General features: G+C 72.2%; 11 protein-coding genes. 4 read left to right on the plus strand and 7 right to left on the minus strand.

The genetic code is table 11. The features are described 5' to 3' along the window. The first annotated feature begins 124 nt into the window (after positions 1 to 124). Entirely contained in the window at positions 125 to 676 is a 552-nt protein-coding gene (locus tag AC07B0_RS22170) for a GNAT family N-acetyltransferase (RefSeq protein ID WP_478898769.1), read from the plus strand. Here the strand turns inward: AC07B0_RS22170 and AC07B0_RS22175 are convergent. The 6 genes from AC07B0_RS22175 to AC07B0_RS22200 form a co-directional block, all read right to left on the minus strand. Beyond that, positions 673 to 2,211, minus strand: coding sequence for a type VI secretion protein (locus tag AC07B0_RS22175; RefSeq protein WP_478898770.1), 1,539 nt, complete (start codon positions 2,209 to 2,211; stop codon positions 673 to 675). The two genes, AC07B0_RS22170 and AC07B0_RS22175, sit on opposite strands and share 4 nt — an antisense overlap. A 2-nt stretch (positions 2,212 to 2,213) precedes the next feature. Continuing rightward, the gene (locus tag AC07B0_RS22180) at positions 2,214 to 3,629 is read right to left on the minus strand and encodes an ATP-binding protein (protein WP_478898771.1); all 1,416 of its coding nucleotides are present in this window, start codon (positions 3,627 to 3,629) and stop codon (positions 2,214 to 2,216) included. A 19-nt stretch (positions 3,630 to 3,648) separates the two neighbouring features. After that, positions 3,649 to 5,211, minus strand: a complete 1,563-nt coding sequence (locus AC07B0_RS22185) for an SCO6880 family protein (RefSeq protein ID WP_356882039.1) — start codon at positions 5,209 to 5,211, stop codon at positions 3,649 to 3,651. Next, positions 5,208 to 6,524 carry a hypothetical protein gene (locus tag AC07B0_RS22190; protein ID WP_478898772.1) on the minus strand — a complete coding sequence of 439 codons (1,317 nt, stop codon included), beginning with the start codon at positions 6,522 to 6,524 and terminating at the stop codon, positions 5,208 to 5,210. The genes AC07B0_RS22185 and AC07B0_RS22190 overlap by 4 nt, the downstream gene beginning before the upstream one ends. After that, positions 6,514 to 7,347, minus strand: a complete 834-nt coding sequence (locus tag AC07B0_RS22195; protein ID WP_478898773.1) for a DUF8175 domain-containg protein — start codon at positions 7,345 to 7,347, stop codon at positions 6,514 to 6,516. The genes AC07B0_RS22190 and AC07B0_RS22195 overlap by 11 nt, the downstream gene beginning before the upstream one ends. 102 nt (positions 7,348 to 7,449) lie before the next feature. Further along, complete coding sequence (locus AC07B0_RS22200) at positions 7,450 to 7,758, minus strand: hypothetical protein (protein WP_008742356.1); 309 nt, start codon at positions 7,756 to 7,758, stop codon at positions 7,450 to 7,452. 571 nt (positions 7,759 to 8,329) lie between these two features. Here AC07B0_RS22200 and AC07B0_RS22205 point away from each other — a divergent pair. After that, positions 8,330 to 9,481, plus strand: a complete 1,152-nt coding sequence (locus AC07B0_RS22205; protein ID WP_469384964.1) for an alpha/beta fold hydrolase — start codon at positions 8,330 to 8,332, stop codon at positions 9,479 to 9,481. Between the two features lie 436 nt (positions 9,482 to 9,917). Here the strand turns inward: AC07B0_RS22205 and AC07B0_RS22210 are convergent, their stop codons facing one another. Continuing rightward, a complete protein-coding gene (locus AC07B0_RS22210; RefSeq protein ID WP_478898774.1) occupies positions 9,918 to 10,739 on the minus strand; it encodes a pentapeptide repeat-containing protein in 822 nt (273 codons plus the stop codon). A 68-nt stretch (positions 10,740 to 10,807) separates the two neighbouring features. On the opposite strand from AC07B0_RS22210, the gene AC07B0_RS22215 reads away from it, so the two are divergent. Both AC07B0_RS22215 and AC07B0_RS22220 read left to right on the plus strand, forming a co-directional pair. Next, positions 10,808 to 11,416 carry a LysE family translocator gene (locus AC07B0_RS22215; RefSeq protein ID WP_356882030.1) on the plus strand — a complete coding sequence of 203 codons (609 nt, stop codon included), beginning with the start codon at positions 10,808 to 10,810 and terminating at the stop codon, positions 11,414 to 11,416. Positions 11,417 to 11,470: 54 nt separating this feature from the next. Further along, positions 11,471 to 12,268: a thioesterase family protein gene (locus AC07B0_RS22220; RefSeq protein ID WP_469384958.1), complete on the plus strand. Its 798-nt coding sequence runs from the start codon at positions 11,471 to 11,473 to the stop codon at positions 12,266 to 12,268. Positions 12,269 to 12,327 lie beyond the last annotated feature (59 nt).

Below are 12,327 nucleotides of genomic sequence, written 5' to 3' on the forward strand. Positions count from 1 at the left end.
CAGGGGGGACCCTGTGGGAGAGTAGGACGCCGCCGAACAATCATTGTGGGAAAGCCCCGCACCTTATGGTGCGGGGCTTTTCTGCGTTTACGGCCCGGAACGCTTCCGATTAGGATCGCGGACTATGAACCAGCATGTGATACGTCCCGTACGTGCCGACGAGTGGAAGCAGGTCAAGGAGCTGCGGATCGCCGCGCTGAACGATCCGGCGGCTCCGGTGGCGTTCCTGGAGACCGCGGAGAACGCGGCGGCGCAGCCCGACGAGTTCTGGCAGGGACGGACGGAGGGTGGCTCGCGCGGGCGCGGTGCCCGGCAGTTCATCGCCGAGGGGCCCGACGGGACCTGGGACGGGTCGGTGACCGTCCTGGTCGAGGAAGCCGGGACCGTCGACTTCTTCGGGCAGGCCGTCGAGCAGGAGCAGGGGCACGTCGTCGGGGTGTTCGTGCGTGAGGGGCAGCGCGGGACCGGGCTGGCCGAGGCGCTGTTCGCGGCCGCGGTGGACTGGGCCTGGTCGCTGGAGGAGCCGGCGCTGGAAGGCGTACGCCTCTTCGTGCACGAGGACAACGCGCGGGCCGCCGCCTTCTACCGGCGGTTCGGGTTCGCGGCGTCCGGGCGTACCGTGCGGCTGGAGACGGGCGCGGAGGAGCACGAGTACGTGCTGGGGCGGCCGGCCTAGTCGAAGGCGGCGGACTGCGGCCAGCGGGAGCGGGCCTGTTCGCGGCTGCGGCACAGGGCGAGGAGGGGGAGCGACTCGTCCTGGAGCAGTTCCGGGAGGGCGGGGACCGGGGCCACGGCCGCGACGTCCTCCAGGACCAGGGCCAGTGGTGGGTCGAGCCGACCGTGGGATGACCGTGCGGCCATGCGCCGGCCGTGCTCGACCACGCTGGAGGCGAGTGCGGTCAGCAACGGCATCGCACCCGGGTGGGACCGGGGGTCTTCCAGGGGTTCGCCCACCACGTACAGGCTGCCCCCTTCGGTCAGGAACGATGCCAGGGTGAGCGAATCCGTTCGGTTCGGATTGCAGGCCTCGCGGATGTGGATCGACGTCAGGGACGACAGGGCACGGGCCGTCAGGTGCTGGGCCTGCTCGCGGCGTTCCGGGTGGGACGTGAGGGCGCTTTCGAGTTCCCCGGCGGCGCCCGGGGCCGCGTGGGGGTGGGTGCGCAGGATGCGTACCGGGTCCTGGGCGGCATTGCCCTGGGCCCAGCGGTGGAGCTGTTTGAAGGGGCGGTCTTCGAGCGCGGCCGCCTGGAGCCAGCTGCGGAGGAGCGTTTCCGCGGTGTCCGCGAGCGCCGAGTCGGCGCGGGCCTGCGGGCGTACGGGAGCCAGCAGGGCGGCGGCGCGGGCGGCGGCGGTGTCGCGGTCGGCGCAGCCCTCGGCGGGGTTCCAGTGCATGCGGGCCGGGGTGTCGCACAGGTGCGAGGGATCGTAGAGGAGGACCGGGCCGAGTTTGGCGCGGGCGTCCTTGGTGTCCGCCCACAGCGCGGGGGAGGACGTGACCACCAGTACCGCGCCTTCCGCGGCCGCGATGGCCTGGGCGGCCGGGCCGTGGCGTTCCGCCGGGGTGCCGTAGACCAGGCGGGGCGTGGGGGTCGGAGTGGTGGCGGTTCCGGCCGGGATGCCGGTGTTGGTGCCGGTGCCGGGGGGCGCCGGCGGGGCGTAGCCGAAGCCGTAGCGGTAGGCCTCGTCCGTCGGGGAGGAGTGGCGTTCCGGCGTGGGCTGGTGCCGGGGGGTGGGGGCGGCCGCCGGGGCGGGGACGGGGGCCGTCGTCGGTGCGGGGGCGGGCGCGGCTGCGGGGGTGCTCGCCGGCGCCGCGGCCTGCGGCGGGATCGGGTGGGACGGTGGGGTGCTGCGGCGGGCTTTCGTGCGGGCGATGACGCCCAGGGTGAAGATGGTCAGCACCACCAGGACCATGATCTGGCTGATGAACAGGCCCCAGAACAGGCCCCAGCCCGGAAGGGCGGAGGGGGTGGTCTCGGGCCAGGCCGCCGCGATGTCGTGCGGTTGCGCTATCAGGGCGCGGACGGCCTCCGGGGTGCGGGTGAACGTGACCGTGTCCGGCCAGGAGCCCTTGGAGAAGAACGCGGCGAGGCCGGTGGCCGACCACACCAGGACGGCCAGCCCGAGGAGGAACGCCAGGAGGCCGATGAGGAGTCCGTCGGGGATGCCGCCGGCTCGCGCCGGGGGCTCCGTACGTCCGGCGTGCGGCATGGTCAGGCCACCGTGGTCGCTGAACCGGGGCCGTTGTGGCGGTGGCGTTCCATGTACAGGGCCCGTTCTTCCGCTTCGAGTTCGGCGGCCAGCAGCTCGTCGGGGAGCTGCGGGGCGGAGGACTCCGTCATCGCGCGGTCGGTGTAGACGAGGGGGCGTTCGGTTTCGGTGATCAGGTGTTTGACGACCTGGACGTTGCCGTTGACGTCCCAGACGGCGATGCCGGGGGTGAGGGTCGGGATGATCTCGACGGCCCAGCGCGGGAGGCCCAGTACGCGGCCGGTGGCGCGGGCCTCGTCGGCTTTCTGGGCGTAGATCGTGCGGGTGGAGGCCATCTTGAGGATCGCCGCGGCTTCGCGGGCGGCCGCGCCGTCGACGACGTCCGAGAGGTGGTGGACGACGGCGACGAAGGACAGGCCGAGGCGGCGGCCGAACTTCAGGAGCCGCTGGAACAGCTGGGCCACGAACGGGCTGTTGATGATGTGCCAGGCCTCTTCGACGAGGAAGATGCGCTTCTTGCGGTCCGGGCGGATCCAGGTGTGCTCCAGCCAGACGCCGACGATCGCCATGAGGATCGGCATCGCGATGGAGTTGCGGTCGATGTGGGAGAGGTCGAAGACGATCAGCGGGGCGTCGAGGTTGATGCCGACGGTGGTGGGGCCGTCGAACATGCCGCGGAGGTCACCGTCGACGAGGCGGTCGAGGACGAGCGCCACGTCGAGGCCCCAGGCCCGGACATCGTCTATGTCGACGTTCATGGCCAGGGCCGATTCGGCTTCGGGGTGGCGCAGTTGTTCCACGATGTCGGTGAGGACGGGCTGGCGTTCGCGGATGGTGTCGACGACGTAGGCGTGCGCGACCTTGAGGGCGAAGCCGGAGCGTTCGTCGAGGCCGTGGCCCATGGCGACTTCGATGATGGTCCGGAGCAGCGCGAGCTGGCCGGTCGTGGTGATCGCCGGGTCGAGGGGGTTGAGGCGGATCCCGTCGTCGTTGGCGGCGATCGGGTCCAGGCGGATGGGGGTTATCCCCAGCTGCTGGGCGATCAGGTTCCACTCGCCGACACCGTCCTCGCCCTGGGCGTCGAGGACGACGACCTGGCGGTCGCGGAAGCGGAGCTGGCGCAGGACGTACGTCTTCTCCAGGGCGGACTTGCCGTTGCCGGATTCGCCGAGGACGAGCCAGTGGGGCGCCGGGAGCTGCTGGCCGTACAGCTGGAAGGGGTCGTAGATGTAGCCCTTGCCGCTGTAGACCTCGCGGCCGATGATGACGCCGGAGTCGCCGAGGCCGGGGGCGGCGGTGGGCAGGTAGACGGCCTGCGCCTGGCCGGTGGAGGTGCGTACGGGCAGACGGGTGGTTTCGACCTTGCCGAAGAGGAAGCTGGTGAAGGCGTCCGTCAGAGCGGACATGGGATCTCGCATGGGCGGCACTTCCCTCCAGCTAGCGTCGGATGCCGGTGGCGAACGGCAAGGTGTTGACGAAGGCGCGGTGGTGCTCGCGGTCGCACCACTCCAGCTTCAGGTAGGACTTGCCGGCGGAGGCGCGGATGGTGCGCTTGTCGCGGGCGAGGGCTTCGGGTGAACGTGAGGACACCGTGATGTACCCGACGAGGTTGACTCCTGCCGCACCGCTGGCCAGATCTTCACCCCTCTGGTCGAGCCGGCCGTGGGCGGCGATGTCGCGGGGGTCGACGGTGCGGTTCATCTTGGCGGCGCGGGAGGCGTCGGCCTCGTCGTTCGTCTTCTCCGTGAGCATGCGCTCGATGGCGATCTCGGTGGGTTCGAGGTCCATGGTGACGGCGACGGTGCGGATGACGTCCGGGGTGTGGACGAGGAGCGGGGCGAGGAAGTTCACGCCGACCGGGGTCATCGGCCATTCCTTGACCCAGGCGGTGGCGTGGCACCAGGGGGCGCGGGTGGAGGACTCGCGGGTCTTGGCCTGGAGGTAGGTCGGTTCGACCGCGTCGAGTTCGGCGGGCCAGGCGTTGCGCTTGGTCATGGCCTGGATGTGGTCGATGGGGTGGTCCGGGTCGTACATGGAGTGCACGAGGGAGGCCAGGCGGCCCTGGCCGAGGGGCTGGCGGACGCGGATGTCGGCTTCGGCGAGGCGGGCGCAGATGTCGGTGAGCTCGCGGGCCATGACGATGGCGAGGCCGGAGTCGCGGTCGAGCTTGCGGCCCTTGTGGGGGCTGGAGGCGCGGGCGATGGTGTGGGCCTCGGCGGCGAGCTCGCGGGTGTAGTGCATGCAGGCGACGAGGTACGCGCGGTGCTGCTCGGAGGAGGTGGACACCATCGACTGGAGCTGGTCGTAGGAGTCGCGGAGCCAGCCCGGGGCGTGGGTGTCGCCGCGCTGGGCGACGTCCTTCGCGTGGGCGTCGGGGTCGGCGGGGAGGGTGCGGGCGAGCATCTGGAGGCGGGTGACGAAGCCGTCGCCGTTGGCGACGTGCTTGAGGAGGGTGCCGAAGCGGTCGACGAGGGCTTCCTGGTCCTCGCTGTCGCGCAGGCCGACGCCGGGGCCTTCGATCTCGATGGCGGCGGTGACGGTCCTGCGGTCGGCGTGGAGGAGTACGGCGATCTCGTCGGGGCCGAAGGGCGCGGCGAGCCAGTTGATGCGGCCGATGCCGGGGGGCGGGCCGATCTCGACCTCGCGGCCGTCGGCGGCGCGGGTGCCGGCCTCGACGGCGGAGGAGCGGTAGGCGGTGCCGCGGCGCAGGATGCGCTTGTAGCTGCGGCTGATCTCGAACCACCGGTAGAAGGTGCGGCCCTTGTAGGGGACGTACACGGCGGCGAGGGCGAGGAAGGGGAAGCCGACCAGCGCGACGATGCGCAGGGTGAGGTCGGGGACGAGCAGGCCGCTCATCATGCCGACGAAGGCGCCGGCGATGATCAGGGCGATCTCGCCCGTCTCGCGGTTCTTGCCGACGATCGCGTTCGGCCGGGCCCGGCCGATGAGATACGTGCGGCGGGGCGTGATCGGGTGGAGCTGGTGGGACTGGGTCGTCAACGCCCGTCACCTCCTGTGTTCCTCGTGCTCGAGCCGGTGCGGGGCGGGGGTGCGGCGGAGGGGACGGATCCGCCGCCGGACCCGCTGCCGGAGCCGCGGCTGCTGTGGGCGGCCATGCCTCCGGAGATCTGGTTGGCGCCGCCGCCGGACCCGCCGCCGCCGTCGGCGCGGTGGGCACCGCCGCCGCTGCGGCTGCTGTGCGTCTTGATGCCCTGCGAGACGAGGGAGGCCGGGGAGCTGATGACGGCGGCGGCCTGGGCGCCGTCGGTGGCCTTGGAGCGGTTGTTGCGGGCGGAGGCGATCTCGTCGCCGAAGCCGGGGACGAAGCGGTAGATCATCGCGGAGGCGAAGATCGCCAGGAGGATGATCGCGAGTCCGGAGACGACGGCGGAGAAGGCGTCGGGGCCCTTGTCGCCGGCGAGGGCGCCGGCGAGGCCGAGGACGATGACGATGACCGGCTTCACGAGGATGACAGCGATCATGATGCCCGCCCAGCGGCGGACGTGGCCCCACATGTTGCGGTCGACGAGGCCGGCGTAGACGACGGTGCCGAGGAGGGCGCCGACGTAGAGGAGGGCGGCCCGGATGACGAGCTCCAGCCACAGGACGCCGGCGGCGAGGACGGTGACGAGGGCGACGACGATCAGCATGATCGGGCCGCCGCCGATGTCCTCGCCCTTCTTGAGGGCTTCCGTGAAGGAGCCGAAGAAGACGTCCGTCTGGCCGCCGGTGGCGGAGGCGATGACCTCGGTGACGCCGTCGGTGGCGGAGACGACGGTGTAGAGGATCAGGGGGGTGAAGGCGGAGGCGAGGACGGTGAGCCAGAGGAAGCCGATGGCCTCGGAGAGGGCGGTGGTGAAGGGGACGCCGCGGATGGCGCGCTTGGCGACGGCGAGGAGCCACAGGACGAGGGTGAGGATGGTGGAGGCGGCGAAGACGACCGCGTACTGCTGGAGGAAGGCGGTGTTGGTGAAGTCGACGGTGGCCGTGCTTTTTACGGCTTCGCTGAGTTTGCCGACGATCCAGGCGGCGGCGTCGGCGCAGCCGCGGGCTAGGGAGGACAGGGGGTCTAGGGCGCCCGTCGGATTCTCCGAGGGGATGCCGGCACCGGGGGAGCTGCCGGGGGCCGCGCCGTCTCCCAGTTCGCAGTACTGCTTGGAGGCGCCACTGAGAGCTGCGCAGGGGTCGGTGCTGGCCTGCGGGGACGGGGTGGGCGAAGGCGTGGGAGCTGCGTAGGCGCGGGACGCCAGAGCTGTGACGGCCAGGTGGACCGACGCGACGACAGCCGTGCGGAGCCGGAGGCTAGCGGGCATAGGTGAAGCCTCCGAACTCCTTGACGGCCTTGCTGATGTCATCGGACGAGGAGGCGGCTGCGTCGCCGGGAACCGGTGCGGGGCCGCTCTGCTGGCTCTCGGATGCGACCTTCCAGTCGCCGTCGGCCCAAGTGAGCTCGAAGGTCCATGTCGCCCAGGTGGTGTGGACCGGGTCGATGGATTTGGCCCCTGACATTCCGATCAGGCCCGTGCACCAGACTGCGACCTTCGTGGTGGCTGCCGTGTAGGTCTCGACACGGGTGCCTACCGGGACGGTGCGGGTCACGAAAGTGCTGCCCTGAGGGGCGTTGCCGTTCGCGTCGAGCCCGAGTCTGGTGAGGAACGCAGCCGAGTACGCCTCGTCTTGTGGGCCCTTCAGCCGGGCTGCGGCGTCCGGCGTGAAGATGCTGTCGACCAGGGCGTGCCGGGTGTCCTTCTTGAACATCGCATCCGAGCCCAGGGCCACCGCGTAGTTTGCGGCTGCCGATTGGGCGCCCTGTTCGTTCTGGGCGAAGCCCTTGGGGATCTGGCCTGGGGGGGTGGTCACGGGAGGGACTCCCGTGGCGGCCGTGGACGTGTCCGTCGGGGGCTTGTTCGAGGCGGTGGGTGGGGGGGTGTCCGGGGACTGGTTCGCGAACGCGATGGCGGCGATGAGGAGGACCACCACGCCGACCACCGTGATCAGGCCGCGGGAGGCGCGGGGGGTGCGGCGGGGGGTGCCGTAGGCGTCGGAGGGGGAGTCCGGGAGGCGGGTGCGGGTCTGGCCCGTGCCGCCGACCTCGCCGTGGCTCCCGCCGCCGCCGTACTGGTCGTCGTTGCTCATTCCGTGTCCGCCCCCTCCGCCTCGTACGACGGTAGCGCTCGTTCCCGCGCGGACGCGGTGTGGTGATTCGCCATCAGGTACGACGGCCGCCGGGCTGCACGGCTAGACGGCCATTCCGTAGACGATCGTGAAGAGGGTGCCGAGCGAGCCGATGATGAAGACGCCCGTGAGGCCGGCCACGATCAGGCCCTTGCCCTGTTCCGCGCTGAAGGTGTCGCGCAGGGCCGTCGCGCCGATGCGCTGCTTGGCGGCGCCCCAGATGGCGATGCCGAGGCAGAGGAGGATCGCCACGGCCATGACCACCTCGATCATGACCTTCGCTTCATTGCCGAGACTGCCGAACGGCCCCCAATTCGGGGCGATTCCGCCGATGATGGTGGTGATGTCGCCCTTTTCGGCTGCCAGGATCATGTAACTCACCGCCCCTGTATGGGTAGTTCCGGTAGCCCGTGCCCGACGGCAGGGGTCACGCACTATCTTCGCTGATGAAACCGCCGCCGTCGTCGACTTGGCGGCTCTCTTTACCCGATCTCCCGGCCCGTGCCCCGCCCGCGCCCCGTCCGTGCGCTCTGACCTGGGCGGGGGTGGGGTGCATGCGAAAGAACGTATGGTCACTCTGTGTATCACGGGGGGTGACCCCGGGCAATGATTGTCGGTCCGCCGTGCGGGGGGCCGTGTGAGGGGCGGCCGTTCGGCGCAGTGGGGCGGCGTGTCGGTGGGCCTCTCTTTTCAGACCATCTGACATTCGTTCCGTCAGTCGTTGCGTCCACATGAGTGGTTGAGCGGCGGCGCGGTGACTTCGGGGTGGGTGCTTCCGCCGGGCGGGCGGGGCGCGTGGAGGCATGAGGGGCGCATACGGGCGGGGCGCGCGCCGGGTCGGGGCTCGTCCGGCCTGGTGGGCGCGGGGCGCCGGGCTCGGGGGAGCGGTGCGGGCGGGGGCGGGCGGCCGTTCGGTGTCAGTGCGATGCGGGAGGCTTGGAGGATGACGACTCCCTGGACACTCGCAGACCTCGAGGCGGCCATCCGTGCGGGCTGGTCGGCCGAGACCTGCTCGCCCGACGACGTCGAGCGGGCGCCCTGGACGGCCGACAATCCGGCCTGGGGGCACTGCGACATCACGGCGCTGGTGGTGCAGGACCTGGTCGGCGGGGAACTGATGGTCGGCGAGGTCTGGCTGGACGGGGAACAGCACGGCTACCACTGCTGGAACGTGCTGCCCGGCGGGATCCGGATCGACCTGACGCGGGAGCAGTTCCGGCGGGGGCAGCTGGTGACGCCGGGCCGGCCGATGGGGAAGCGGCCGGGCGGGCGGCTGCCGAGGCGGTGGGAGGAGTACCAGCTCCTGCGGCAGCGGGTGGCGGAGAAGCTGGGGCCGTTGCCGGGGGTCGTAGAGGTCGGGGGACGGCGGCTCGCGTACACGGACTTCGGCGGGGCGGGGGCGCCGCTGCTGGTGCTGCACGGGCACTTCCAGGACGGGCGGTCCTTCGGGCGGTTCGCCCGGGAGGTGGGTCCCGGATGGCGGGTGATCGCGCTCGACCAGCGGGGGCACGGGGAGTCGGACCGGGCGCCGGAGTACGGGCGCGAGGGGTACGTGGGCGACGCGGCCGCCGTACTGGAGCACCTGGGGCTGGGGCCGGCGGTGGTGCTGGGGCACGGGCTGGGCGGGGTCAACGCGTACCAGCTTGCGGCGCGGCGTCCGGAGCTGGTGCGGGCGGTGGTCGTCGAGGACGTCGGGGCGGTGGTGGAGGGCGACCTGTCGTACGTACGGGAGTGGCCGCGGCGGGCGGCGACGCGGGCCGGGTTCCTGGCGGGGGTGGGGAGCGCGGCGGATGCGGTGGCCGGGTCGCTGAGGGAGTACGCGGACGGGTGGGGGACGGCGTTCGTCGCGCGGGACGCGGTGGAGTCGCAGCGGGGGCTGAACGGGGACCACTGGGGGGACTGGCTGGCGGCGCGGCAGCCGACGCTGCTGGTGCGGGGGGATCGGAGCGGGGTGCTGTCCGCAGAGCATGCGCGGGAGATGGCGGTGCGGAGGGGTGGGGTGCGGTTGGTGGAGTTGCCGGCGGGGCACGGGGTGCGGGCCGGGGATCCGGAGGGGTTCAGGGGGGTGGTGGGGGAGTTCCTGCGGGGGCTTTAGCCCTGGCCGGGCGTTGGAGGGGGTGGGGGGTTCTTGGGGCCGGGGGCCGGTTGGCGGGTGCGGGTGCCCGTGCCCGTGCCGGGTGCGTGTGCTCTGGCGGGGCGGCCCGAGCCCGGTGCCTGGTCCTGGCCGGGGTGGGGAGGTGGTGCGGGGTTGCGGTGCCGCTGCGCGGGGCTGGTCCCCTACCCGCCCTTTCACCGTTTCCCGGGGGCTCCGCCCCCGGACCCCCGCGCCTCAAACGCCGGCGGGGCTGGAACGGCGGGGTCGGCCGTGTGCAGCCGGCGGCTGGAACGGCGGGCTGGCTGCGCGGGGCAGCTGGAAGAGCGGGGGTTGGCCGCGGGCGGGGGAGTTCGGGCGCGGGAACGGGGGCGGGGTCGGGGCGGGTGTTTGCGTCCGGACCCCTGGGTCTCGAACGTCGGCAGGGGCGGGTGCGGGGTTAGGTCCAGTGGGTGGGGTGGGTGAGGTGGGGGGGGATTTGGGTGGTGGGGGTGCCTTGGGCGGCGTTCAGTTGGGGTTGGGTGAGGAAGAGGGTGGCGCGGAGGTCGGCTCCGCGCAGGTTGGTGTCGCGGAAGTCCGCGCCGATCAGGTCGGCTCCGCGGAGGTCGGCGCGGGAGAGGTCGGCGGCGATCAGGTAGGCGCCTCGCAGGTTCGCTCCGCGCAGGTCGGCTCCGGCGAGGCGGGCGCCCATCAGGTCGGCGCCGCGGTGGTTCTTCTTGCGGCCGGGGGTCTTGGCGCGGACCAGTTCGCTGGTCTTCAGGAGCAGGACGTTGATCTCCTGGCGGAGGGCGCCCACGTCCAGGGCGGCGAGCGCGGCGGCGTCCGAGCGGGTCAGGGCTTCGGTCGTGGCGAGGGCGCGCCGCAGGTCCGGGTGGGCGGGGGCGGCCTCGGGGCGGGTGAGTGCCTCGGCGACGTAGAAGAGCAGCTCGTGGAGCTGCCGCATCACGGGGAAGGCCTCGAACATCGGGCTCCTGGTGTCGGGGTGGGCGCGCCAGTCCCGGCCCTCGAAGGTGACCTGGGAGACCTGCTGGCCGGCGCCGAAGCAGTCGAAGACGGTGCAGCCCTGGAAGCCCTTGTCGCGCAGGCTCGTGTGGATGCCGCAGCGGAAGTCCTGCCGGAGGTTCGTGCAGGGGGTTCCGGCGGCCTTGTTCACCGCGAAGTCGGCGGACTTGGCGAAGGGCAGGGCGACGCAGCAGAGCGCGAAGCACTGGGAGCAGTCGGCTTGGAGGACGGGGAGGGCGGGGGTGGCGGGGGTGGGCACTCCTCCATTGTCGCCGGTGGGAGCGGTAGGGGGTTGATGTGGGTGGGGGGAGTGGGGAGTATCTGTACATGACAGAAGTGATCGCCGTTGCCGTCATTACCCTGCTCGCCGTCATCAGTCCCGGTGCGGACTTCGCCATGGTGGTCCGGAACAGTTATCTGTACGGGCGGCCGACCGGGCTGTTCGCGGCGGCCGGGGTCGCGGCGGGCGTGCTGGTGCACGTCTCGTACACGATGCTCGGCGTCGGGCTGCTCATCGCGTCCTCCACCGCCCTGTTCACGGCGATCAAGCTGGCGGGCGCCGCCTACCTGGTGTGGATCGGGATCCGCACCTTCCGGGCGCGGGCCGAGCTGACGGTGGACCTGGAGTCGAAGCCGGGTCTCAGCCCGCTCGGCGCGCTGCGGTCGGGGTTCCTGACGAACGTGCTGAATCCGAAGACCACCCTGTTCGTGGTGTCCACGTTCACGCAGGTGGTGAATCCGGAGACCTCGGCGTGGCAGCAGGCCGGGTACGGGCTGTTCATGGCGGCCGCGCACCTGGTGTGGTTCGGGGCGGTCGCGCTGTTCTTCTCCGATTCCCGGCTGCGCGAGCGGATGCTGAAGGCGCAGAAGGCGCTGAACCGGGTGATCGGTTCGGTGCTGGTGGGGCTGGGCGTCGGGCTCGGCTTCGCGCGCTGAGCGTGCTCCCGAGGGGGGTGGCGCCCGGGGTTACCTGTGGGTAGCGTCGGCGGCATGGATGCTGCCGACGGGTTCTACGAGCGGGTCGACACCGGGCGGTTCCGCGCGACCGAGGCCACGCGGGGGCCGTGGGACGCGGCCTCGCAGCACGCCGGGCCGCCGGCCGCCCTGCTCGGGCGGGCGGTCGAGGAGCGGCCGGGCGGGCGTACGGACATGCGGATCGCGCGGATCACGTACGAGATCCTGCGGCCGGTGCCGATCGGCGCGCTGACGATCACCACCGGCGTGCTGCGGTCCGGGCGGAGCACGGAGCTGGTCGAGGCCGCCCTCGTGCCGGAGGGCGCGGACGCACCGGTGATGCTCGCGCGGGCCCTGCGGATCAGGGTCGCCGGGGAGCCGGTGCCGGCGGTCGCCGCGGGAGCGCTGCTGCCGCCGCCGGGGGAGGTGGCGGTGACGCCGTTCTTCCCGGTGCCGTGGGAGACCGGCTACCACTCGGCCATGGAGACCCGGTTCACCGACGGCGCCTTCACCGAGCTTGGCCCGGGGACCTGCTGGATGCGGATGAAGGTGCCGCTCGTGGCGGGCGAGGAGACGCGGCCGCTGGACCGGGTCCTCGTCGCCGCGGACTCCGGGAGCGGGATCAGTTCCGTCATGGACTTCGGCCGGTACGTCTTCGTCAACGGGGACCTCAGCGTCCACCTGCACCGCCACCCGGCCGGCGAGTGGGTCTGCGTGGAGGCCCGTACGAGCGTGGACGCGGCCGGCATCGGGCTCGCCGACTCCCGGCTGCACGACGAGAAGGGGCCCATCGGGCGCGGCGCGCAGAGCCTGTTCGTCGCACCGCGGGGCTAGCCGGGAGTTGCCGGTGTCAACCCGCCTGCCGGGTGCGGGAGTCGGTGTGGCAGGCTCGT

Source organism: Streptomyces sp. NPDC044704 (genome assembly GCF_056433525.1).